At 67.4% G+C, this 22,511-nt stretch carries 17 protein-coding genes; 8 read left to right on the top strand and 9 right to left on the bottom strand.

All coding sequences use genetic code 11. The features are described 5' to 3' along the window. Positions 1-89: 89 nt before the first annotated feature. Genes ABEA43_RS23395 through ABEA43_RS23385 form a run of 3 tightly spaced genes read right to left on the bottom strand, consistent with a single transcriptional unit; the run spans position 90 to position 983 of the window. Positions 90-599, bottom strand: coding sequence for a hypothetical protein (locus ABEA43_RS23395; RefSeq protein ID WP_345564839.1), 510 nt, complete (start codon positions 597-599; stop codon positions 90-92). 46 nt (positions 600-645) lie between these two features. Then, a complete protein-coding gene (locus tag ABEA43_RS23390; RefSeq protein WP_345564879.1) occupies positions 646-825 on the bottom strand; it encodes a PadR family transcriptional regulator in 180 nt (59 codons plus the stop codon). Beyond that, positions 807-983: a hypothetical protein gene (locus ABEA43_RS23385; RefSeq protein ID WP_345564881.1), complete on the bottom strand. Its 177-nt coding sequence runs from the start codon at positions 981-983 to the stop codon at positions 807-809. The genes ABEA43_RS23390 and ABEA43_RS23385 overlap by 19 nt, the downstream gene beginning before the upstream one ends. An 88-nt stretch (positions 984-1,071) precedes the next feature. Between ABEA43_RS23385 and ABEA43_RS23380 the strand changes: the two genes are divergently transcribed. Then, positions 1,072-1,578, top strand: coding sequence for a hypothetical protein (locus ABEA43_RS23380; RefSeq protein WP_345564837.1), 507 nt, complete (start codon positions 1,072-1,074; stop codon positions 1,576-1,578). Next, positions 1,575-2,261 (top strand): class I SAM-dependent methyltransferase, encoded by a 687-nt coding sequence (locus ABEA43_RS23375; RefSeq protein ID WP_345564835.1) that lies wholly within the window; start codon positions 1,575-1,577, stop codon positions 2,259-2,261. Before ABEA43_RS23380 ends, ABEA43_RS23375 begins: the two co-directional genes overlap by 4 nt. Positions 2,262-2,498: 237 nt before the next feature. On the opposite strand, the gene ABEA43_RS23370 is transcribed toward ABEA43_RS23375, so the two are convergent. Together ABEA43_RS23370 and ppk2 are read right to left on the bottom strand one after the other, a co-directional pair. Beyond that, positions 2,499-3,476, bottom strand: a complete 978-nt coding sequence (locus tag ABEA43_RS23370) for an Acg family FMN-binding oxidoreductase (RefSeq protein ID WP_345564833.1) — start codon at positions 3,474-3,476, stop codon at positions 2,499-2,501. 174 nt (positions 3,477-3,650) lie between these two features. Beyond that, the gene (gene ppk2, locus ABEA43_RS23365) at positions 3,651-4,445 is read right to left on the bottom strand and encodes a polyphosphate kinase 2 (protein ID WP_345564831.1); all 795 of its coding nucleotides are present in this window, start codon (positions 4,443-4,445) and stop codon (positions 3,651-3,653) included. A 209-nt stretch (positions 4,446-4,654) separates the two neighbouring features. Here ppk2 and ABEA43_RS23360 point away from each other — a divergent pair, with 209 nt between their 5' ends. From ABEA43_RS23360 to ABEA43_RS23335, 6 genes are all read left to right on the top strand, one after another. Next, positions 4,655-5,887, top strand: a complete 1,233-nt coding sequence (locus ABEA43_RS23360) for an MFS transporter (protein WP_345564830.1) — start codon at positions 4,655-4,657, stop codon at positions 5,885-5,887. A 116-nt stretch (positions 5,888-6,003) separates the two neighbouring features. Beyond that, positions 6,004-9,639 carry a nitrate reductase subunit alpha gene (locus tag ABEA43_RS23355; RefSeq protein ID WP_345564877.1) on the top strand — a complete coding sequence of 1,212 codons (3,636 nt, stop codon included), beginning with the start codon at positions 6,004-6,006 and terminating at the stop codon, positions 9,637-9,639. Beyond that, complete coding sequence (gene narH / locus ABEA43_RS23350) at positions 9,639-11,333, top strand: nitrate reductase subunit beta (protein ID WP_345564828.1); 1,695 nt, start codon at positions 9,639-9,641, stop codon at positions 11,331-11,333. The genes ABEA43_RS23355 and narH overlap by 1 nt, the downstream gene beginning before the upstream one ends. Further along, positions 11,330-11,971 (top strand): nitrate reductase molybdenum cofactor assembly chaperone, encoded by a 642-nt coding sequence (gene narJ, locus ABEA43_RS23345; RefSeq protein ID WP_345564826.1) that lies wholly within the window; start codon positions 11,330-11,332, stop codon positions 11,969-11,971. The genes narH and narJ overlap by 4 nt, the downstream gene beginning before the upstream one ends. Next, positions 11,968-12,735, top strand: a complete 768-nt coding sequence (narI, locus tag ABEA43_RS23340) for a respiratory nitrate reductase subunit gamma (RefSeq protein ID WP_345564824.1) — start codon at positions 11,968-11,970, stop codon at positions 12,733-12,735. The genes narJ and narI overlap by 4 nt, the downstream gene beginning before the upstream one ends. Beyond that, positions 12,732-13,067, top strand: coding sequence for a cupin domain-containing protein (locus ABEA43_RS23335; RefSeq protein WP_345564822.1), 336 nt, complete (start codon positions 12,732-12,734; stop codon positions 13,065-13,067). Before narI ends, ABEA43_RS23335 begins: the two co-directional genes overlap by 4 nt. Positions 13,068-13,184: 117 nt before the next feature. On the opposite strand, the gene ABEA43_RS23330 is transcribed toward ABEA43_RS23335, so the two are convergent. The 4 genes from ABEA43_RS23330 to ABEA43_RS23315 form a co-directional block, all read right to left on the bottom strand. Further along, positions 13,185-16,985, bottom strand: coding sequence for a hypothetical protein (locus ABEA43_RS23330; RefSeq protein ID WP_345564820.1), 3,801 nt, complete (start codon positions 16,983-16,985; stop codon positions 13,185-13,187). A 2,589-nt stretch (positions 16,986-19,574) separates the two neighbouring features. Continuing rightward, complete coding sequence (locus ABEA43_RS23325; protein ID WP_345564818.1) at positions 19,575-20,444, bottom strand: hypothetical protein; 870 nt, start codon at positions 20,442-20,444, stop codon at positions 19,575-19,577. A 122-nt stretch (positions 20,445-20,566) separates the two neighbouring features. After that, a complete protein-coding gene (locus tag ABEA43_RS23320) occupies positions 20,567-21,322 on the bottom strand; it encodes a DUF6544 family protein (protein ID WP_345564816.1) in 756 nt (251 codons plus the stop codon). Between the two features lie 34 nt (positions 21,323-21,356). Continuing rightward, positions 21,357-22,433, bottom strand: coding sequence for a nitroreductase/quinone reductase family protein (locus tag ABEA43_RS23315; protein WP_345564814.1), 1,077 nt, complete (start codon positions 22,431-22,433; stop codon positions 21,357-21,359). Positions 22,434-22,511 lie beyond the last annotated feature (78 nt).

The raw sequence follows: 22,511 nt of genomic DNA, 5'->3' as shown, positions 1-22,511 counted from the left end.
CACTAGATAAGCCATCCCAGCTTGTTAACTCCCAGCGCGAAGCCGGGCGCGGCCGTACGGATGAGCGGGTCCAGTCTTGCCGACCTGGGTTACCGGTGCCGCAGGAGCGGCGGCAGCGCGCGAACGGTCAGGGTGACTCTGATCAGGCTCGCCGATGTGGCCAACGCCAAGGGCCAGGGCGACAGGTTGGCGACGGCGGCCGTGAGCATGCCCGCGTCCAACAGGATCAGGGCGATGGCGGCGGCCAGGGTGGTGGCCTGGGTACGGCGGTAGGCGCGCTTTTCCCGCACGACGCTCAGCAAGGTGAGCACGGTCGCGGCGAGTGCGAGGCCGTAGGTGATACGCAGTGCCGGCGCGATAGGCCAAGTCCACATCCGGGCGGAGATCAAGGTCAGGCCCCAGAGCAGGGCCATGATCGGGCCCGTGGCCAGCAGCGCCACCGCCGTGCGCCGCCAAGGTGAGTCGCGGACGAAAGCTGCGGTGATCACTTCCGCATCGCCGAACTCGGCGATCGCCGCGCGAGCGGCCGCGCCAGGCTCGCCGAGCGCGGCAAGGTGGGCTTCATAGGCTTCGGCTAGCCCGTCGGCCAGCTCCTCCACGGCCTGGTGCGGCAACGGCGGGCCAGGAGGGCGAGTTGGGCCTCGATCAGCTCGTGGCCGGCCATGGCCGCGTCCCCAAGGCTGCGGTGACCGCGCCGGCGAACTCCTGCCAGCCGACCCGCTCACCGCTCAGCGCGACGCGGCCATCGTCGGTGAGCTCGTAGGTGCGGCGGCGGCGCCCGCCGACCACCGACCAGCTTCCCGTGATCAGTCCGGCTCGCTCCAGCCGATGCAGCGCCGGGTAAACGGTGCCGGTGGGCAGGTCGATCCGGCCCGCGGTCGCATCCCGCGGGCCTCCTTGACCGCGTAGCCGTGCCGCGGCCCGTCCTCCAGCGCCGCCAGCAGCAGGCCGCCCAGATGCCCCTTGAGCGCTTCGGCCCTCATAGGTAGCAACGCTATATCGGGTCTTCCCCCGCGGCAACCGCCGATGTAGCGTCGCTATATATAGCCACGCTACGCATGGAGCCTTGGCATGAACGGAATCGACGTCGGGGGCGTCCGGGTGCCGGAGGCGGGCCCGCTGTTCCTCGCCGTCCTGGCCATCCGTGTCGTGGCCAGGTTGACGTACGTCACCTGCGGTGCCGTGGCGGCACTGCCGGACAAGGGCGGTGTCCGGCACCGGCGCTTCGGCCTGATCTACCTGGGGGCACTGAGCGTGGTGTTCGCCTCGATGACCGTCCTGTCGACGGCCCACTGGAGCCGCAACGCGTATCTGTTCGTCATCGGCACGCTCGCCTTCGCGCTCGCTCTGGCGGGTTATCTGTGCGGACGGCCCCGATCGTGCCTGCACATCGCGGGCCTGGGCGGCTCTTACCTCGCCTTGATCACCGCCTTCTACGTCGACAACGGCCCGCACCTGCCCGGCTGGGACCGGCTGCCCACCTGGATGTTGTGGACCCTGCCGAGCCTGATCGGCCTGCCGATGATCGCCCGCGCCATCGGGCGCAGGCTGTCCGCCAAGGGAGCAAGATCACAATGATCGATCTGCTGCGTCGTCGTCGCCGCACCGCGGCCGGCCTTCGCTGGTACCACTTCGTCTACCGGCTCATCTACCGCCTCCGCCTGACTGTGTGGCAGAGGCCCGCCCCGCCCGCCGACCTGATCAGGCTCGTCGAAGGGCCCTCGGCGCCGGCGCCCAAACGGGCCCTGGATCTCGGTTGTGGCACCGGCACCGACGCCATCTACCTGGCCACGCACGGCTGGGACGTCACCGCCATCGACATGGTGCCCAAGGCCCTGGCCGCCGCCCGCCGCAACGCCACCGCCGCCGGTGTAGCCCCACGCTTCGTCCAAGGCGACGTCACCCGCCTGCGCGATCTCGGTGTCGGCGACGGCTACACCCTGCTGGTGGATTTCGGCTGCCTGCACACCCTGCCCGAGGACCGGCGGCCCGCCTACGTCACGTGCGTATCGTACGCGGCAGCACCGGGAGCCATCTTGCTGCTGTACGGATTCAGCCGGCCGCCCAAGGCCGCTCCCATGCACCCCGGCCTTACCCTCGACGAGGTCCGGCAACGCTTCACTCCCGCCGGCTGGCAACTCCTCGGCGCCGAGCGCACTTCAGCCGAGGCGCTCGGCATCGGTGTGCGACGGGCTGACGGCCGGTTCGAGCTCTGGCGCTACCAACTCCAACGCGGTCGGCACGGGGGCGCCCGGAGATAGTCCGTACGTGCCAGCGTTTGGACCGCCAGGGGGACTGACGTTGTCGGCCCCGGCCCGCCGGCGAGGCGGGCCAGGGCTCGGCGAATCGGGAGAGGCTCCTCGCGGTTGGCGGCGTCGGTCCGCCCTGCCCGGTCACCGCCTCGGAAAGGGCCAGTGACCATCCGTCAGCGGCCACAAGGCACGGCGACCTCACCCGGAGGGGATCTCAAGGCCGGCTCGCCAAGAGACCCTCGGTCCTCACTCCCGCACATCTGACAGGGGACGGCGGACCGAGTCCTTGTCGTCGAAGGTGACGCCGAGCCGCATGATCATCTGCGGATATTCGCCCGAGCAGAGCTCAAGCCGCAGAAACTCACGCAGCAAGCCCATCTCCAGCGCCTGTGTATGGAAGGCGGCGCTCACGCCGTAAGCGGACGCGTGCAGCAGGATGTGCTGCAGCGCCTGCCCGGCGTCGATCCACTCCTGGCGAGTGTCGCCCCGCGTGGTAAGCAGCGCCACGACCCCCACAGACGTCGCGGTTCGCTGGTCAGTCTGGCTGCCCCAGTCATGCCGCCAGGAGTAATCGCGCTGCGCGAAGTCGGGGTTGGTGCGTTCCACCCGTTGCGGGTAGCCCCGGGCGGGCACGCCGTCCGTGCGGCGGCTGCCGGGCGGCTGCGACCAGCGGATCAACTCCAGGCTGAAACGCTGGTCCTGCGCCTGTACGCCCTGCGCCGCCTGGGTGAGCGCGGCGATGATCCTGACGGCTTCCGGGGGACGGACCGGCGTCAGCTTGGCGCCCTCTTCCATGGCCGCTCGGACCAGCCGCTCGACCACTCTGTCCGGCACGGGCAAGTCGGCGAAGCCCGCCCGGTGCGTGCGACGGCGTTGGATCTCACCGCCCAGAGCCCGGATGGACTCGTCGGGCTGGACTTCGCGACCCGGCCGGAGCGTGGCGACCAACGACGGGCGGTCCGGGTCCGGCAGTGTACGCACCTCCGGCTCGAAGCCCTCGCACCGCATCGCCGTACGCATCGTGAACAGGGCGGCCCCGCAACTGATCAGCAGCTCACGGCCTGAGGCGTCGCCGACGCACAGTTTCCTGTCCGAGTCGGCCCGCAGGCTGATCTCCTCCCCTGACACCGAGAAGCGCCAAGGCTGCGTGTTGTGCATGGACGGCGCCCAGCGCGCGGCCTCGACCACGGTGTCGAGCGCATGTTCAGCCGAAAGAGCGGCCATGACTTCCACCTCCACGAAACCTCAGCTCCAGCGCACCACGGCCGAGGCGGTTGCCGTCAGGGCCGAAGGTCCCACACCCCCAGGGTCATGAGCCCTCTGACGTGGGATTTCCTTGTGCACACAGCCGCGGCAGCCGTGTCGGCGCAGGCAGGAGCCGCGCTTGAAGGAGTGCCGTCATGAAAGCCCTTGTGTCACGTCGGGCACACGCGTCTCGGCCCGTGGCGGCCGCCGGTAACCGCTCGACGCGGGCCGCGGCGGAATCTGCAGCGGCGCCCGCCGCACCTTCTGGTAGGGGACCGTGGACAGCAGATGCGCGATCATGTTGATCCTGGCCCTCCGCTTGTCCTCACTCTCCACCTCGTACCACGGCGCCTCTGGGATGTGCGTGTGGATCATCATCTCGTCCTTGGCCCGCGAGTACTCCTCCCACCGCGTGATCGACTCCAGATCCATCTCCGACAGCTTCCACCGGCGCATCGGATCCTCCAGCCGTGCCCGGAAACGCCGCTCCTGCTCGGCGTCGCTCACCGAGAACCAGTACTTGCGCAACAGGATCCCGTCCTCCACCAGCAAACGCTCGAATATCGGGCACTGGTGCAAGAAGCGCGCGTACTCCTCCTGCGTACAGAACCCCATCACCCGCTCCACGCCGGCCCGGTTGTACCAGCTACGGTCGAACAACACGATCTGCCCCGCAGCCGGCAGATGCTCCACGTACCGCTGGAAGTACCACTGCGTCCGCTCCCGCTCGGTGGGCGCGGGCAGCGCCACGATTCTGGCCACGCGCGGGTTGAGATACTCGGCGACCCGCTTGATCGTGCTCCCCTTCCCCGCGGCGTCCCTGCCCTCGAACACCACGGCCACCCGCCGGCCCTCGGCCTTGACCCACTCCTGGAGCTCGACCAGCTGTGCCTGCAAGTGGTACAGCCGATTCTCATAGGGCTTGCGCCGCAGCTTGTCAGAGGTCATGGAAAGAACCTTCCCATCTGCGAACCCACTCCGCCCAGCCCAGGTTCGCCGGGCGCGCTCGAATAGAGGCATAGGTCCTTTGGCGTAAAGGCCGTAGCCCCTATCCGGTCGCGTGCGAGTGACGCACGCTGGTACTGATCCACTGCCGAGCCGGCCGGGACGACGATGACCACCCCACGCCAGATGACAGACGAGGAAGCACGATGGGCATGAGCGTGTCGCAACCGCACACGGACGGCAGCCCGCCCACGACCGGCCGTCGCGTACTGATGTTGAGCTTGGCCACCGCCGGGTTCGCGGTGAACTTCTGGGCCTGGGCGCTGCTGAGCCCGCTCGGCCCGCTGTTCAAGGACGCCCTGAGGTTGAGCGCGTTCCAGCAGGCGCTGCTGGTCGCGGTGCCGGTGGTGGTCGGGTCGGTGGGCCGCATCCCGGTGGGAGCGTTGACCGACCGGTTCGGTGGACGGGTGATGTTCCCGCTGGTTTCCGCGGTCACGATCGTGCCTGTCCTGTTCCTCGGGTTGATCGGGCATACGTCGCTGGCCGCGTTGCTGGCCGGCGGGTTCTTCCTCGGGGTGGGCGGCACCGCGTTCGCGGTCGGGGTGCCGTTCGTCAACGCCTGGTTCCCGCCGGAGAGGCGCGGGCTGGCGATCGGGATCTTCGGTGCGGGGATGGGCGGGACGGCGGTCAGCGCCCTGACCACCGTCAAGCTGGTCGATGGGTGGGGTGTGGCGACACCGTTCGTGGTGACCGCGGTGGTGCTGGCGGTCTACGCGATCGCGGCGGCGGTGCTGCTGCGGGACGCGCCCGGACGGGTGGTGCCGACCGAGTCGCTCAGCCGCCGGCTGGCGGATACGACGCGGTTGCGGGTCACGTGGCAGGCGTCGGCGCTGTACGCGGTGGGCTTCGGCGGGTTCGTCGCGTTTTCCGTGTACCTGCCCGCCTATCTGAAGACCGCCTACGGGTTGACGCAGTCCGACGCGGCCAACCGGATGGCGGGGTTCGTGCTGCTCGCGGTGCTGATGCGGCCGGTGGGGGGTTGGCTGTCCGATCGGATCGGCCCGGTTCGGGTGCTGACGGCCTGCCTGGGGGTGGTCGCGGTGGGCGCGACGGTGCAGGCCTTCACCCCGCCGTTGCTGCCGCTGGGCACGGCCGCGTTCCTGTCGATGGCCGCCGCGCTCGGGGCGGCCAGTGGAGCGGTGTTCGCTCTGGTCGCGCTGCTCGCGCCGCCGAACAAGGTCGGCTCGGTGACCGGGCTGGTCGGCGCCGCCGGTGGCTTGGGTGGATTCATCCCGCCGCTGGTGATGGGCGCCCTGTACGGCGCTTTCTCCTCGTACGCGCTGGGCCTGGCCGCGCTGGCCGTGGTCGCCCTCGCCACCCTCGTGTTCACCACGACCGCAGTACGTCGCACCGTGCATGCCCACCGGCTTCAGGGAGGCCGCTAGCCCAGAAAAGGCCTCGTCGATCAATCAACCCGTCGCGATTGCCAGGAGGAGCCGAAACCGTGCCCGAGACCGATCCCCGCACGGCGGGGCTGGACAGCGAACTGGGCGAGGCGCTGATGCGCACCCGCCGGTTCTTCACCCGCGCCGAGATCTCCGACGACCTGCGGACCCTGCACAAGATCGGCGGGCGACAGTCCGACGACTTCTACCGGGACCGGTGGAGCCACGACAAGGTCGTCCGATCGACACATGGCGTGAACTGCACCGGATCGTGCTCATGGAAGGTCTACGTCAAGGACGGGATCATCACCTGGGAGGCTCAACAGACCGACTACCCCTCGGTCGGCCCGGACCGTCCCGAATACGAGCCGCGCGGATGTCCCCGGGGCGCGGCGTTCTCCTGGTACACCTACTCCCCCACCCGCGTTCGCTACCCGTACGTACGGGGCGTTCTGCTGGAGATGTACCGGGAGGCCAAGGCCCGCACAGGAGATCCGGTGCTCGCCTGGGCCGACGTCGTGGAGGACCCCCAGCGGGCCCGGCGCTACAAGGCGGCTCGGGGCAAGGGTGGGCTGGTCCGCGCGTCCTGGGACGAGGCGACCGAGATGGTCGCCGCGGCGCACGTGCACACGATCAAACGGTACGGGCCCGACCGGATCGCCGGGTTCTCCCCGATCCCGGCGATGTCGATGGTGTCGCATGCCTCGGGTGCCCGGTTCGTGTCGCTGCTCGGCGGGTCGATGCTGTCGTTCTACGACTGGTACGCCGACCTGCCGGTGGCCTCGCCACAGGTGTTCGGCGACCAGACCGACGTACCGGAGTCCGGGGACTGGTGGGACGCCGGCTACCTGATCATGTGGGGCTCCAACGTGCCGGTCACCCGCACGCCGGACGCGCACTGGATGGCCGAAGCCCGCTACCGCGGCCAGAAGGTCATCGCGGTGGCCCCCGACTACGCCGACAACGTCAAGTTCGCGGACGAGTGGCTGGCGGCCCAGCCCGGCACCGACGGCGCGCTGGCCATGGCCATGGGGCACGTCATCCTGCGCGAGTTCTTCGTGGAACGTCAGGTGCCGTACTTCGCCGGCTACGTCAAGCGCTACACCGACCTGCCGTTCCTGGTGCGCCTCGACGAGCAGGGAGACGCCTGCCGGCCGGGGAAGTTCCTCACCGCCGCCGACCTCGGCGCCCTGCACGACACCGAGAATGCGGCGTTCAAAACCGTGCTGCTGGACTCCGGCACCGGCGAGCCGGTCGTGCCGGGCGGATCACTGGGGTTCCGGTTCGGCGAGCAGGGCGCGGGACGGTGGAACCTCGACCTCGGCGACGTCGATCCACTCCTGTCGCTGGAGGGTGGCGAGTCGGTCGTGGTGGACCTTCCGCGTTTCGACGCGCCGGACGGCTCGACGGGCACGGTGCGCCGCGGGGTTCCGGTACGCCGGGTCGGCGGCCATCTGGTCACCACCGTGTTCGACCTGCTTCTGGCCCAGTACGGCGTGCACCGGCCCGGCCTGCCGGGCACCTGGCCGACCGGGTACGACGACGCCAGCCAGCCCTGCACGCCGGCCTGGCAGGAGACCATCACCGGGGTGCCCGCGCAGGCCGCGGCCCGAATCGGGCGGGAGTTCGCGGCCAACGCCGAGGAGTCCCGCGGCCGATCCATGATCATCATGGGCGCGGGCACCAACCACTGGTTCCACTCCGACACCATCTACCGGGCGTTCCTCACGCTGACGACGCTCACCGGCTGCCAAGGCGTCAACGGCGGCGGCTGGGCGCACTACGTCGGGCAGGAGAAGTGCCGGCCGATCACCGGCTGGTCCCAGCTGGCGTTCGGGCTGGACTGGTCTCGCCCGCCGCGGCAGATGATCCAGACCGCTTACTGGTACCTGCACACCGACCAGTTCCGCTACGACCGGTTCGGCGCGGACACCCTTGCCGCCGCCACCGCGGGCGGGCAGCTCGCGGGCAAGACCACCGCGGACGTGATCGCCCAGGCCGCCCGGCTGGGCTGGATGCCCTCCTACCCCACCTTCGACCGCAACCCTCTCGACCTGGCCGACGACGCGGAACAGTCCGGAACGTCCGCAGCGGACCACATCGTCGGGGAGCTGAAGGCCGGGCGGCTGCGGTTCGCCTGCGAGGACCCGGACGCACCGGAGAACTTCCCCCGCGTGCTCAGCGTCTGGCGAGCCAACCTGCTCGGCTCGTCGGCCAAGGGCAACGAGTACTTCCTCCGGCATCTGCTGGGCGCCGACGACTCCCTGCGCGCGGAGGAATCCCCGCCGGAGGCACGGCCGAACGACGTGGTGTGGCACGACGAGGCCCCGACCGGCAAGCTGGATCTGCTGCTGTCGCTGGACTTCCGGATGACCAGCACCACGATCTTCTCCGACGTGGTGCTACCCGCGGCGACCTGGTACGAGAAGCACGATCTGAACACCACCGACATGCACCCCTTCGTGAACTCGTTCAACCCCGCGATCGCGCCGCCCTGGCAGACCCGTACCGATTGGGCCGCGTTCCAGGCCATCGCCAAGACGTTCAGCCGGCTCGCCGCGAAACATCTGGGCGTTCGCAAGGACGTGGTGGCGACACCGCTGCTGCACGACACCCCCGACGAGATGGCCACTCCCCACGGCGTGGTGCGGGACTGGAAGACCGGTGAGTGCGACCCGATCCCCGGTGTGACCATGCCACGGCTCACCGTGGTGGAGCGGGACTACACCGCGATCGCGGCGAAGATGGGCGCACTCGGTCCGCTGGCCGAGGAGCTGGGCGCCACCACGAAGGGCCTCACCTTCCGGGTCGAGCGCGAGGTGGAATACCTGAAGCACAAGAACGGCACCATCCGCGTCGGCCCGGCGGCCGGCCGGCCCTCGCTGGTCCGTGACGTGCACGCGTGCGAGGCGATTCTCGCGCTGTCCGGCACCACCAACGGGCGCCTGGCGACCCAGGGCTTCCGCACACTCGAGCTCCGCACCGGTACGAAGCTGGCGGACCTGGCCGCCGAGCACGAGGGCAAGCAGATCACCTTCGCCGACACCCAAGCCGCTCCCGTCCCGGTGATCACCTCGCCGGAGTGGTCCGGCTCGGAGACCGGAGGGCGGCGCTACTCGCCGTTCACCATCAACGTCGAACGGCTCAAGCCCTGGCACACCCTCACCGGGCGCCAGCACTTCTTCCTCGACCACGACTGGATGGCCGAGCTCGGCGAGCAACTGCCGGTGTTCCGCCCGCCGCTGAACATGACCGCGCTGTTCGGCGAGCCGCGGATCGGTGACAAGGGCGAGCTGGGCATCACCGTGCGCTACCTGACCCCGCACTCGAAGTGGTCCATCCACTCCGAGTACCAGGACAACCTGTTCATGCTCAGCCTGTCCCGCGGCGGCCAGACCATCTGGATGTCCCAGGAGGACGCCGCGAAGATCGGGGTGGCCGACAACGACTGGATCGAGGCGGTCAACCGCAACGGCGTGGTCGTCGCTCGCGCCGTCGTGTCGCACCGCATGCCCGAAGGCACCGTCTACATGCATCACGCCCAGGACCGGCTGATCGACGTCCCGCGTACCGAGACCTCCGGGAAACGGGGCGGCATCCACAACTCGCTGACCCGCCTGCTGATCAAACCGTCCCATCTGATCGGCGGCTACGCCCAGTTGTCGTTCGCCTTCAACTATCTCGGGCCGACCGGCAACCAGCGCGACGAGGTCACCGTGATCCGCCGCCGCAGCCAGGAGGTGACGTACTGATGCGCGTCATGGCACAGATGGCCATGGTGATGAACCTGGACAAGTGCATCGGCTGCCACACCTGCTCGGTCACCTGCAAACAGGCGTGGACCAACCGCTCCGGTGTCGAGTACGTCTGGTTCAACAACGTCGAGACCCGCCCAGGCCAGGGCTACCCGAGGCGCTACGAGGACCAGGAACGCTGGCGCGGCGGCTGGGCCCTCGGCCGGCGCGGCCGGCTGAAGCTCAAGGGCGGCGGCCGGCTGCGCAAGCTGCTCACCATCTTCAGCAACCCCAAGCTGCCCGGCCTCGACGACTACTACGAGCCCTGGACCTACGACTACGACAACCTCACCAGCGCGCCGCTGCAGGAGCACACCCCCGTCGCTCCCCCGCGGTCACTGATCAGCGGCGAGCCCACGAAGATCACCTGGTCGGCGAACTGGGACGACAACCTCGGCGGCGCCCCCGATCACGGGCACAAGGACCCGCTGCTCAAAGACATCGCGGACAAGGTCACGTTCGAGTTCGAGCAGACCTTCATGTTCTACCTGCCCCGCATCTGCGAGCACTGCCTCAACCCCTCCTGCGCGGCCTCCTGCCCATCCGGCGCGATCTACAAGCGCAGCGAGGACGGCATCGTGCTGGTCGACCAGGATCGCTGCCGCGGCTGGCGCATGTGCGTGTCCGGCTGCCCGTACAAGAAGATCTACTTCAACCACCGCACCGGCAAAGCCGAGAAATGCACCTTCTGCTTTCCCCGGATCGAAGTCGGCATCCCCACCGTCTGCGCCGAGACCTGCGTCGGCCGGCTGCGCTACATCGGCCTCGTCCTCTACGACGCCGACCGCGTGCTGGAAGCGGCGTCCACCCCGGACGACCACGACCTGTACGAGGCGCAACGGCAGGTGTTCCTCGACCCGCATGATCCGGCGGTCGTCCGGGAGGCCGGACGAGCCGGCATTCCCGGGGACTGGATCGAGGCGGCACAACGCTCACCGGTCTACGCGCTGATCAACACCTACCGCGTCGCGTTGCCGCTGCACCCGGAATACCGCACGATGCCGATGGTCTGGTACATCCCGCCGCTCTCGCCGGTCGTCGACATCGTCCGGGACACCGGCCACGAAGCCGAGGACCACGGCAACCTGTTCGCCGCGATCGAGGCCCTGCGCATCCCGGTGGAGTACCTCGCCCAGTTGTTCACCGCGGGCGACCCGGAACCGGTGAGCGCCGTGCTGCGCCGGCTCGCCGCCATGCGCAGCTACATGCGTGACGTCAACCTCGGCCGCGAACCCCAGGAGGCCATCGCGAAAAAGGTGGGCATGACCGGCGAGCAGGTCTACGACATGTACCGGCTGCTCGCCCTGGCCAAGTACGACGAGCGCTACGTCATCCCGCCCGCCCACGCCGAACAGGCCCACGGCCTGGAGGAACTGGCCACCGAATGCAGCCTGGACTATGAGGGCGGGCCCGGCATGGGCGGCTCGGGGCCGTTCGGCGAGTCCTCCGGCGGCGCCTCGCCGATCGCCGTGGAGAACTTCCGGATGCTGCGCGACCGGCAGACCACCGACACCATGGCCGGGCCCGCGGACAAGGGCAACCGCGTCAACCTGCTCAACTGGGACGGCAAGGGCACCCCCGACGGGCTGTTCCCGCCCAGGCAGACACCGACCGGCGACGACCCGAGCGCGGAAACGGACCCGACACCATGACCCTCGCCGATCCACGGCACGCCACCGCCTGGCAGATCCAGTCCTTGCTGATGAGCTACCCCGACCAGCGGCTGATGGACCGGCTGCCGTTGCTGCGGGCCGCGGCCCGGACGCTGCCCGCGCCGCTCGCCGCGCCGCTGAAGGCGTTCCTGGACCACCTGGAAGCCACCCCGCTGACCGAGCTCGCCGCGGACTACGTGGCGACCTTCGACCACCGCAAGCGCTTCAGCCCCTACCTGACCTACTTCGCCTACGGGGACACGCGGAAACGCGGCATGGCGCTGCTGCGGTTCAAGCACGCCTACCGCGCCGCCGGGCTGGAGCTCGACGACAGCGAACTGCCCGACCACCTGGCGGTCGTGCTGGAGTTCGCCGCCACCGGCGACCCGGTGACGGGGCGGCGGCTGATGATCGAGCATCGCGCCGGGCTGGAGCTCATGCGCATGGGCCTGCGCGAGGCGGGCTCGCCGTGGGCGAACGTCCTGCGGTCGGTGTCGGCGACCCTGCCGCCGCTGGGCAGGAGGGAGCACGAGGCGGTCGCCCGGCTGGCCGCCGAAGGCCCACCGGAGGAAGAGGTCGGCCTGGCCCCGTTCGCCCCACCGGAGTACATGCCACAACCGCAAGGAGGCCCTCGATGACTCGGTGGCTCACCGTCCAGGGCGCCGCCACGTCGTCGAGCACGCTGGACGTCATGCTGTGGATCGTGGTCCCTTACGTGTCCATCGCGGTGTTCATCGCCGGCCATGTCTGGCGCTACCGCTACGACAAGTTCGGCTGGACCACCCGTTCCTCCCAGCTCTACGAGAACCGGCTGCTGCGGCTGGGCAGCCCCCTGTTCCACTTCGGCATCCTGCTGGTCGCCCTCGGCCACGTCGGCGGCCTGCTCGTGCCCAAGTCCTGGACCCAGGCGATCGGCGTCAGCGAAGCCGCGTACCACCTGACGGCCGTCGGGCTCGGCGTGCTGGCCGGGGTCTGCACCCTGGCCGGGGCGGCGATCCTGATCTACCGCCGCCGCACCGTCGGCCCGGTGTTCTCCGCCACCACCCGCAACGACAAGCTCATGTACGTGCTGCTGGTGGGCACCATCGTGCTCGGCCTGGGCACCACGGTGCTGGGCAACCTCACCGACCATCCCCATGACTATCGCGAATCGGTCTCCCCCTGGTTCCGGTCGATCTTCCTCTTCCAGCCCGACCCCGCCCTCATGGCCGCCGCACCGGCGGGATTCCAGCTGCACGCGCTCTCCGCGTGGGTGCTGTTCGCGTTCTGGCCGTTCAGCCGTCTGGTGCACGTGTTCTCCATGCCGCTGGGCTATCTCACCCGCCCGTACATCATCTACCGCAGCCGCGACGCACAGCTCGGCAGCCGGGCGCCCCGGCGCGGATGGGAGCGCACACGATGACCGATCACTCGCCCGTCACCCCGGTCGACACCCTGGCCGCCGAGCTCCTCGCCGAAGCCCGCGAGCACCACTCCCGCCGCGCCGCCAGGACCCTCGTGACCGGCGCATCTCAGCGGGTCACCCTGATCGCGCTGGCCGAAGGCGCCGAACTGGCCGAACACGGCGCGCCTCCGGCCGCCTGTCTCCACGTCATCATCGGGCAGGTACGGCTGCATGCCGGCGACCACGAGTGGGTCCTGGGCAAGGGGCACCTCGTCGCCATCCCACCACAGCGGCACGGACTGACCGCCCTCACCGACACCGCCGTCCTCCTCACCGTCGCACTCCGCTGAGGTTAGGGCCGATCTCACCAACAGGTCCGCGGGAACTGGCCACGTACCGTCACTACTGGATTCGTGCCGGAGCCGATCCAGGGACAGACCCCTCATTCCGGTCGCCAAACCTAGAGCTCACTGTGCCTCCATAGCGAAACCTGCCATATTTTCACGGTTGAGGGCAAAAGGGCGGACGTCGGACGAGTGCCACGACTCAGTGGACGCGAGGTATTGCCCTCCGCAGCGCGCGGCCAAACGAAAGAACCACCAACGGGTACGCTCGTCCAGACTCCCGAACGTACAATGCAATAAGGCGGCCGCCTGCAGCGAAAGGAACAACTGACAGACCCAGTCATCATGGAAATCCCTGGCGACCAGTTCGTACTTATCGTCATACAACGTCCTTACCATCGGCGCGAAGAAGTCATCATTCGCGTCCTCCTGGAGGATCCAGGCGATCAGCTTTTCCTCGGCCCGGAAACCTTCTGGAATGCGCGTGGCGACAAGAGAGAGGAAAAGCATGGCGAGATCCATCGTGAGCGGAGCGCTCTCCTCGAAAGTAGTCAGATCAACAAGTATGAACCGATCCGGAAGCAGCTGTCCTAGTCTCGTTTGCGGAACGAGCACATTGCCCGCATGCAAATCGCCATGCGCAAACCCCCGCAGGTGCTGAATATTATACCGACCAACAATATCCCCAGCCGCCATGGCTACCGGATTCGGCAGAACTCCCACCGAACTCTCATCGCCGATGGTGATCCAGCGACATTCCGGGCGCAGAAGGCCGCTTCTCTCCGCCCAAACTCGAAGCTTCCCGCCCTGCTCGAACTTACCACGCATCCCACTTCGAAGATATTCTCCGGAATCGATATGCGAGTAGCAGTTCACTTTCTTCTCGTTCCATTCGAGAATCATACTCTTCGCGACGGCATGAAAGGTTTCGGAGATTTTTTCAGGAAAGGCAAGTCGTTCCATCTGACACATACGTGCGAAGCTGCCTCCCGCCACTTCTTGCAGGAGTATGTATCCTCCGTTATCTCCAATCCTCGGCGAATGCGGCTTGAGCTTCACCAGGTGTTCTTGGCGAAATTTTCTGGGACTGGTGTCCCATGCGCGACGATGCCGTGCAGGCTCGCGTGACAACTGGCCTGGCGGGCACAGTTTCGCGACCACCTTGCTGGTGCGCTCGTCGCTACCGGGCGGCGTTTTTATGATCAATGCGAGCAGTCGACTCTCGGTGTGCCCACTCCTTTCCCAGGGTGGCAAACTTACCAAAATTTCATAATTGGCAGTATCCGCCCAAGACTCGAGCGCTCGTATGCCAGCTTCACCAAAATTATCCTTGATGATCTCGCGGTGATCGGCGTGCACCTGGCGAGGCCGATCTAGTTCGGCCTCGAAGGCAAGTTGGTCAAGCTCATACATGAGCTCAGTGGGATCTTCGAACAGATCGCGACAATTACCTAGATGAGCCTGCTCCGCTGCCGACAACCGCCTGCTCGAGATCGTGCCACTCACCTTGACGAGAAGCGTCTGCTCAAGCAGGACCACCGCCGAGCTCACATCCTCTAGAGCAGCAATGAGAGCGTCGACCGCACCGATCTGGACCCCCTCGCCTGCCGGAACCTCATCACGCAGCGCTCTATCCATCTCTTCGAGTCGCTCGTCCACCGTCACGCCGGAAACATCGGTCCGCAGCTTCATCACATAGCGATCGCTGCGGGATCGATTCGCCGTCGGCACTTCAAAGCCAAAGGCATCGACGACCTGTACGACAGCGTCCTCCACCTTGGCGAACCCGGCATCGTCGGCGTCCGCGACCCTGATCTCCATCCTGGCCGAATCGGAAATCTCCCAGTCGCCGAGGGCGAGCACGGAAGCGGCATCCAGGTCCAGCTTGCTTCCTGCCGCAAATTCCCGGTCGTACCGCGCCTCTCCCACAGACACACGGCAGCGCTGTGCGCTGCTCTCGTATTCCTCAGTGAGCCACGACGCGCCGAGCATCGGCAGGCCCGCCAGCCTCCAGTTCCCCTGAATGGCACCGAACAGCCTGGCGGCCAGTACCGGCTGGTCTAGCCCCGCACAGGCACGCGCCAAAGTCTCAAGGGTAAGCAGTATGCCGAGCGTGTCATTAAAGTGCCGCTTGATCCGTAGCGCCTCCCTGGCGCACTGCAGCGCATCATTGATCCGGCCGCCCGCTAGCCATGTGCCCGCCAGAGCCCACTGCGCGTGCGAGCTCAGCCAGAGCTCGCCGCGTGCCTTGCACAGCTTCAGGCAGTCCTGCAGCAAAGTCTCTGCCTCGTGCAGGTCTCCCTGCACGGTCAGCACCAGCGACTGCTCCACGATGGCCGGTAGCAAGCCAGGATTGAGCTCCTTGTCGTCGATGTTGTAGTCCATCGCCACTCCCAGCAGCGCACTGGCCTTTTTCAGGTCACCTTGAAGCAGTGCCGCCGTGCCCTGCATCTTTGAGGACAGGATCACCGCCCGCGAATCACCGACGCTGACTGCCTCTGTGCTGCACGTCTCCGCCGCGGCCAGCGCCCCCGCGCTGTCTCCCTGGGCACTGCGTACGTAGGACAGCACCCAAAGCGCCTTGCATCGCTCCTTGCTGACGGTTCGATTGACATCTAGCGCACGCTCCAAGTAACGCTGTCCCTCACGGGCAAGCCCGCAGCACACCCACATGAACCACAACGACGACAACAGCTGCAGCGCCAACATCGACTTGCCGGACGATCTCAGCGCGTAATCCAGTACAGCCCGAACGTTGTCGTACTCCTGGCGCATTCGGACGAACCAGTAGATCTGCCGGGGCCCTGACCAGGCGTCCTCACTGCGTTGGGCCAGGCTCAGGTAGTACTCCAGATGCCGCTGGCACATCTGCTCGGCCTCGCCCAACTTGTGGAGCCGCTCCTCGCCATACTCGGCCAGAGTATCGATCAGTCTGTACCGCACACCTGCACGATTACTCCGCATGAGGAGGATCGACTTCTCGACCAGCCCCGCGACCAAATCGGTGATCTCCTCCGACGGCAGGCGCTCATCGGAGCAGACATACATGGCCGCGTCGAGCTCGAAGTCACCTGCGAATACCGACAACCGCGCCCACAGCAGCTGTTCGGCCGGGCGGCACAGCTCGTGACTCCAGTCGATGGCCGCCCGCAGCGTTGCATGTCGAGACAGCGCATATTGTCCTGCGCTGGTCAGCAGACTGAACCGGTCGGCCAGCAGCCCCAGCATCTGCTCGACGGACAGGGCGCGCAGCCGCACCGCGGCGAGCTCGATCGCCAGCGGGATGCCGTCGAGCCTGCGGCACAGCTCGGCAACGACGCCTATGTTCCGCTCATCCAGCACGAAGTCCGGCACGCTTGCCGCGGCTCGGGCAGTGAAGAGCTGTACGGACTCATTGGTGAAAAAATCTACACCTGATGCCTCGCCCGGGACCTGCAGTGGGGGCACAGGAACGACGTGCTCATATGGCAGGTGTAACGACTGCCGGCTGGTGGCCAGCACCTTCAGATTGGGTGCGGCCAGAAGTAGCTCGTGTACCAGTTCGGCGCACCCCTGAACCAGATGTTCGCACGTATCGATGATGAGCAGCATGTCGCGCTCGCCGACCCACTCCGCCAGCGACTCAGATTCCGCCCGCGACGATTGATCGGCGATCCCGAGCGCGGAAGCAACACCGTGCTTGATCATCCCGGGGTCCTTCAGCCGCGCGAGGTCGGCGAACCAGACTCCATCGGGATACTCGGAGCGGACCTGATGCGCCAATCGGAGTACCGTGCGAGACTTCCCTACCCCTCCAATGCCTGTGACCGTCACCAGGCGAGACTCGCCGAGATGCCATCTAAGGGTGGCGAGCAAACGGGTACGTCCCACAACATCAGTGATCTCATGGTGCAGATTCCCCTGTCGCTGGAAAGCGGGGTCCATGGCTCCTCCTGCAGTTCCGGAAATGCTTGAGCAAGCGTACGCAAAAGAGACCCCGAAGATGCCCCGAATAACCTATATGGATCGCCTCACCCGAAGTGAGCATGGTTCGATTTGATCAATCTCTTCAAATGCTCAAATACCCCCATTTGAGCTCACGGGGGAGCATATCGGGCAACTATCAACATAAAGCACAAATTGGCATTACGTTGCCTTGATGGCTTTTCGCTCGAAATCGAGTTGAGCGACCCGAGCTGCGGTCGGCGACTTGGCGATATCCACTGATCACCGCTGCGGGATCAGTACTCGGCCGATAAGGCGCAGGTCATTGAGCAGAACTGAAGCGTGCTCGTTTTGTAGGTTCCTGCGCCTGAAGAAGGCCAGCTGGGCGAGGAGGTTCTCCCCCACCGGCACTCCTGATCGGAGGTGTGCACCACCGTGCCCGTCCCCTTCTCCGATACGCCAATCTGCGACCTGGCAGGCAGGACTTCATGGACTGCACTCAACTGTGCCCCGCCTTCGGAACAGGTCCATGGCCTCCCCCGCAATCAGCGAGCGCCATCCGCGCGGCAAGGCGGTCGAGTCGGTGTCAACGGCCAAGTTCGTGTGGCTCTGGCGCAAAAGGGCGTGACGTCGTCACGGAGCGTGGCTTGACGGGGTTCGTGGGGGGTCATTGTGATCGAATAACTGTCGGCGCGAGAGCGACCGCTCGGTGATGATCTGGTTCGGCAAATGAACTCGATCGTCAGAAAGCGGCCGGGGAGTCATGGTGCGGTACGCCGGGCAGCCGGCAGGTCAATCCTGCCTCAAGGTGTTGCTGCCTCACCTATCGGCCTCTCGTCGTCGAGGAAACGACCGATCGCGGCAACTACGCGCTGATCGGAGCGCGGGCCAGGGCGGTCCCGTCTGTTGCCCCGGTTGCGGGATGGCGTCGTCTCGGCTGCACGGACACTACCGGCGGCTGCTGCAGGACCTGCCCGTCGGCGACGCCCGGTGCTGATCGCGCTGCCAGTCCGACGGCTGAAGTGCGAGAACCGGGCGTGCGATGCCGGGACCTTCGCCGAGCCGATCGCTGGCTTGGCCAGACGGCACGCTCGCAACACCGCACCGCTGCGGCGCATGTCGGACCGCTCGCGCTTGCCCTGGCCGGCCGAGCCGCCTCGCGCCTGGCCGGCATGCTCGGCGTCGCGGTCTCCCGCGACACCCTCATCCGGCTGGTCCGCGCCTTACCCGACCCCGACATCGTCTCCCTCGCTCACCGGGCCCCGGCATCCGCCAAGCAACCGCTCTGCCGAACAGGCTAGCTGTCGTGCCCGTGGAGCCCGGAAGGCGACGGGCGAGGCAGCCCACGACCTTCCGCCCGGCGAGGTGCAACAACTGGCTCCCTGCTCACCGCATGCGCACGAAATCTGACCTAAGGCCAGCACCCGTCCGGCTCAGTAAATAAGGCCGAGCAGCAAGCAAGACCCACGCGGTGAGGCATCACGTACGCAAGCGCTGGGGTGTGGAGAAAGATTCCTAGAGAACCCGCCACGCTGCCAGAACCGGCCCTGGTACTGTGACCGGAAACGATCATCGGGTTGACATATAGGGGACAAAAGGTTGATTCCTGTCAACCCCGCGCGAGCATCGGGAAAGAAGGCACGGTATGTTACGCAAGCCCGCACAGGTCCTGGCCGTTCTCATCGCCACAACGGCGACCGCCGTGAGCCTAACCGCTATTCCAGCCATGGCCGCCTCATGGAAGCCGTATAGAGTCTATTCAACCTCAGCAGCGTGCCACACGGCCGGGAAAAACATCACGGAACCGGGTTGGGCCGAAAAATACAAGTGCGAGTGGGATAGTCCCGGATTCCTGCTCTCGCTCTACTCCTAAGAGCCCTCGGAGCGTCCGGGCAGGCCGCACGGTCAGGTAAGCGGACGCTGGCAGGTCGTCTGGTCGCAGGCAACCGCAGTGGACTGATCTTTTCAGACTTCGGGGAGCTGCGAGGACGAACCGAACATGACATGCCGGCAAGGGGAACGTGAACCGAGGCCAGCTGTCACACCTTGTGACGTTTCGCACAAGTCGGTTGGTCTTACGAACATTTCCCAGAACGCGCCCCTGCTCCCACCTGCGTGAGAACAGGTTGTGAGAGGAAATCGGCGCCTTGGAAGATCTCTGACGCCTTGCTGACCTTGCTCCAGCAATAGGTCGTTTCTGCGAATGCGTCGGCTCGTTGTGGACACAGCCGGATTCCCGGATGGAGCTGCGCGCGTTCCACGAACGTTCGTGGAACGCGCGCGGGGTCTTCATGTAGTCGGCGAAGAACTCGAAAGTCTTGGCACGGTGAGGCAGGCGCGGACTCCGGGCGTTGTCCGTGGGCATGTAAAAGTGGCTCTGGCGCAAAGCGTGTGACGTCGTGTCGAGCACCAGATGGTGCCTCGTTGAGCAAGAACGCCGTCCACGCATGCCCGCAATTCCGGTTCTGTTCCCTCCCCACAGCAGCAGCTATGTGCAGGGAACGTTCGTCCGGCGCTTCCCGCTGGACAAGGGTCCAAAGTCCCGAGCGGCGTCCCCAACTGGCGGCGGCCCGTCCGCCATCCGCGCGTTCACCGGAGTGACTGGTGCGGTCGGCGAGGGTGGACGGCGAGAGTGAGCAAGGCGGCCAGCAGCAGGACCGGGATCACCAGGTCCACCGGATCGGCGTGCGCCACTCCGGGGACGCCCGCCTCCGCGACGAAGTACCGCGCCGCCAGGAAGTTGAGCTGGTACGCCCCGATGTAGACGCAGGTCGCGATGCCCAACGCGTATCCCCAGGCGGAGCGCAGCAACAGCAGGACGCCCGCCAGCGCCAGAGGCGGCGCCACCATGGTCAGGTCGAGGGCCATGCCGAGGTGGACCTGCGCCGGCGGCAGCGGCAGGACGTCCGCCGGCACCTCGCCCGTGGCGGCCTGGCGGACGAGCGAGACGCCGTACATGCCGGCCATCGTGGCGGCCAGCAGAAGCAGCAGGCCGCCGACCCAGCGCATGGCCCTCCGCGCCCGGACGGCGACGCGCAGCTCCGTGAGCGCCAGGCCGAGCGACGTCGCCGACAGGACGACGATGGCGACGTGCAGCAGGAACAGGTCGTTGAAGGCGGGGTCGTAGACGTAATAGGCGTAGTTGTAGATCGAGTACGCGAGCATGCCCACCCAGACCAGGTCGGCGCGGGTGGATCCCCGCACCGATCCAGCGAGCGCCACCAGCAGGATCGGCACGCCGGCGACCAGGGCCGCCAGGTCGTTGCCGCGGAACCTGGCGACCAGCACCACAGGGCCGGAATACAGGCCGTCGCTCCACAGACCGGCCGCCGCGGCGGCGACGGTGAGGACCACGACGAGCCCGCTCAGCCACCAGGCCGCCCGGAACCGGGGCCCTGGCCGAGTACGCGGCGGATCCGATGCCGGTGGCCGGGTGCGGGAAACGATCGTCTCATCCATCGGGAGAACCCCCTACCGAGAGAGCTTCGAGCCCTCATCGCCAGACTGCCGCCCGCTCCGACGCCCGCCCAGAGGCGTTCGCCCCGGAGGGCACCGCCGAAGGTCCCCCTGCTGATCGCCGGTCAGCGGAACAGCACGTCGTCGAGGGCGAAGCGGATGAACTCCCCCTGCGGCCACCAGCCGCCCCGGACACGTGCGGGGATGGTGAACCCGTCGAAGGTGGCTTCGTCCGCACACTCGATGCCGAACAGGTGCTCACGATAGGTGGTGCCGTCGGGATTGCCCCACCGGCTCATGGTGACGCGCTCCAGCCGGCCGTCCGGCGCGATGGTCAGCGTCACGTCGTGGTCCTCGCCATCGATCGGGACGGTGGCGACCGCGTGCTGCTCGTCGAGCGCCTTCCACCGTACGCGCGGATCGAGCGCGGCAGCGGGCGCCATGACGATCTCGCAGGCGAGCCGGCCCGCGGCGCTTCTCGTGATGTCCGGCCCGCTGCCTGACATCACGGGAAAGGTGTTGAGCAGCCGCCAGCGCATCTCCCCGGCTCCCGCGCGGTACCGGTCGAAGCCGTGCACCGGTGCCGGCCCCAGCCAGGCACTCGCCGACCAGACGTAGCCCTCCAGCGGCAGCAGGACCTGAGTGGCGTAGAACCGCCGCCACTGGCCGAGCTTGATCGTGCCGCGCATGGTCAGCACGACCGCCCGCGACAGCGCCGCACCCGGTGCGATGGCGTGGAGAATCCAGCGCCGCGCCGGCTCGGGCAGCAGGTCGGCCTGCCCGGGGTCGAACGCGGGCGCCTGCCGGGTCTGGCGCTGCAGCAGCTCCCAGTCCTGGCGTGCCTGCTCAGTGAGATGCGGCGGTGCGACGACGACGGTCATGACCGCCCTCCTCGCATATGTCTCTCAGGATTGTTCATCGTCTGCCTTCCTGCCTGATGCGGGTCGCGGCACCGGCACTCGGTGAGCGGGGAGCGAGGATGTGCGCGATCGCGGCTCCGGTGAGCGCCGCCACCGTCGCCGCCATGGCCACCCCGCCGAGGACGCCGATCGCGACGATCAGCCAACCAGGCTGACCTTCCTGCCACAGAGGTGTGGTCACCAGTGTGAACACGCCCAGTGCGACGAGCCAGGCCCCGCTGGAGGCGACGACCCACCGCCAGGCCGCCCGCACCTGCCCGCGCAGCACCCGCCATTGCAACAGGCCCATGGAGGTCAGCAGGGTCAGCCCGAGCAGAGCGAGCACCGCGGGCGGCCAGTCCAGGACACGCTCGCCCAGGACGATCGGCAACGCACCGACGGTCCAGGCGATGACCGCTCCGGTCACCGTCGCCCGCACCCACGCGCGAGTGGTGATCGCCGGAAGCGCGGCTCTGAGCACGTACGCCTGCGCCAGGCCGAGGATCGAGCCCTCCACCGCCCCCGCCAGAACGACGGCCGTGCCCTGGACCAGCGGCCCGATGCCCAGCAACTCCCAGCCGGGTCCGGCCACGGAAGCGCCGGTGATCGCCGGCACGCAGAACCCGGCGACCTCCCCCAGCGTCACCGCTTTCGTCCAGCGCCACCACAGACGTCCGCGGTCCTTCTCTAGTGCGGGCTCCTGCGCTGCGAGACGGATGGTGACGACGATCCCGTCCGCGGGTTCGCGTGATGCGTCGGCTCGCGCGGGTTTCCGGGTGACGGTGGCATGACCGTGCCGGGCCGTTCCTCTCAGCGCGAGCCGGACCGGCGCGCCGCCGTCGAGATTGCGCCACCACCGCCGTGTTGGACTGCTGACCACGGTGAGGGTGTCCCCACGCTGTTCGTACTGCACAGGGAGGCGGATGGTGGCCCCGCTCCGGCGGCCGGTGACGGTTAACAGAGCGATCTTTTCCGACAGCAGGTCGTGCAACGGCGTACCGAGCAACCAGGCGACGACCGGGTTCACCAGAAGCGTCTGGAGCCGGTCCACGACTCTCCACAAGGTCAGGTACATGGCGGACACCGTTTCCATGGCCGGAAGAGAACCTCTGGCCCTCCCAGCACATCGTCCGCGACCTTTGCCGAGCAGTGCCGTACGACCTGACGTGCC

This window comes from Nonomuraea rosea (assembly GCF_039539705.1).
In the GTDB taxonomy this organism is placed as follows: Bacteria; Actinomycetota; Actinomycetes; order Streptosporangiales; family Streptosporangiaceae; genus Nonomuraea; species Nonomuraea rosea.
Note: the sequence above shows the minus strand (reverse complement) of the source record. Positions and strands in the feature narration are given on the sequence as shown.

Coding starts and splice junctions, on each gene's coding strand:
- ABEA43_RS23385 (WP_345564881.1), bottom strand. CDS start 983: ATGAGGGCCGAAGCGCTCAAGGGGCATCTGGGCGGCCTGCTGCTGGCG.
- ABEA43_RS23380 (WP_345564837.1), top strand. CDS start 1,072: ATGAACGGAATCGACGTCGGGGGCGTCCGGGTGCCGGAGGCGGGCCCG.
- ABEA43_RS23375 (WP_345564835.1), top strand. CDS start 1,575: ATGATCGATCTGCTGCGTCGTCGTCGCCGCACCGCGGCCGGCCTTCGC.
- ABEA43_RS23370 (WP_345564833.1), bottom strand. CDS start 3,476: ATGGCCGCTCTTTCGGCTGAACATGCGCTCGACACCGTGGTCGAGGCC.
- ppk2 (WP_345564831.1), bottom strand. CDS start 4,445: ATGACCTCTGACAAGCTGCGGCGCAAGCCCTATGAGAATCGGCTGTAC.
- ABEA43_RS23360 (WP_345564830.1), top strand. CDS start 4,655: ATGAGCGTGTCGCAACCGCACACGGACGGCAGCCCGCCCACGACCGGC.
- ABEA43_RS23355 (WP_345564877.1), top strand. CDS start 6,004: ATGCGCACCCGCCGGTTCTTCACCCGCGCCGAGATCTCCGACGACCTG.
- narH (WP_345564828.1), top strand. CDS start 9,639: ATGCGCGTCATGGCACAGATGGCCATGGTGATGAACCTGGACAAGTGC.
- narJ (WP_345564826.1), top strand. CDS start 11,330: ATGACCCTCGCCGATCCACGGCACGCCACCGCCTGGCAGATCCAGTCC.
- narI (WP_345564824.1), top strand. CDS start 11,968: ATGACTCGGTGGCTCACCGTCCAGGGCGCCGCCACGTCGTCGAGCACG.
- ABEA43_RS23335 (WP_345564822.1), top strand. CDS start 12,732: ATGACCGATCACTCGCCCGTCACCCCGGTCGACACCCTGGCCGCCGAG.
- ABEA43_RS23330 (WP_345564820.1), bottom strand. CDS start 16,985: ATGGACCCCGCTTTCCAGCGACAGGGGAATCTGCACCATGAGATCACT.
- ABEA43_RS23325 (WP_345564818.1), bottom strand. CDS start 20,444: ATGGATGAGACGATCGTTTCCCGCACCCGGCCACCGGCATCGGATCCG.
- ABEA43_RS23320 (WP_345564816.1), bottom strand. CDS start 21,322: ATGACCGTCGTCGTCGCACCGCCGCATCTCACTGAGCAGGCACGCCAG.
- ABEA43_RS23315 (WP_345564814.1), bottom strand. CDS start 22,433: ATGGAAACGGTGTCCGCCATGTACCTGACCTTGTGGAGAGTCGTGGAC.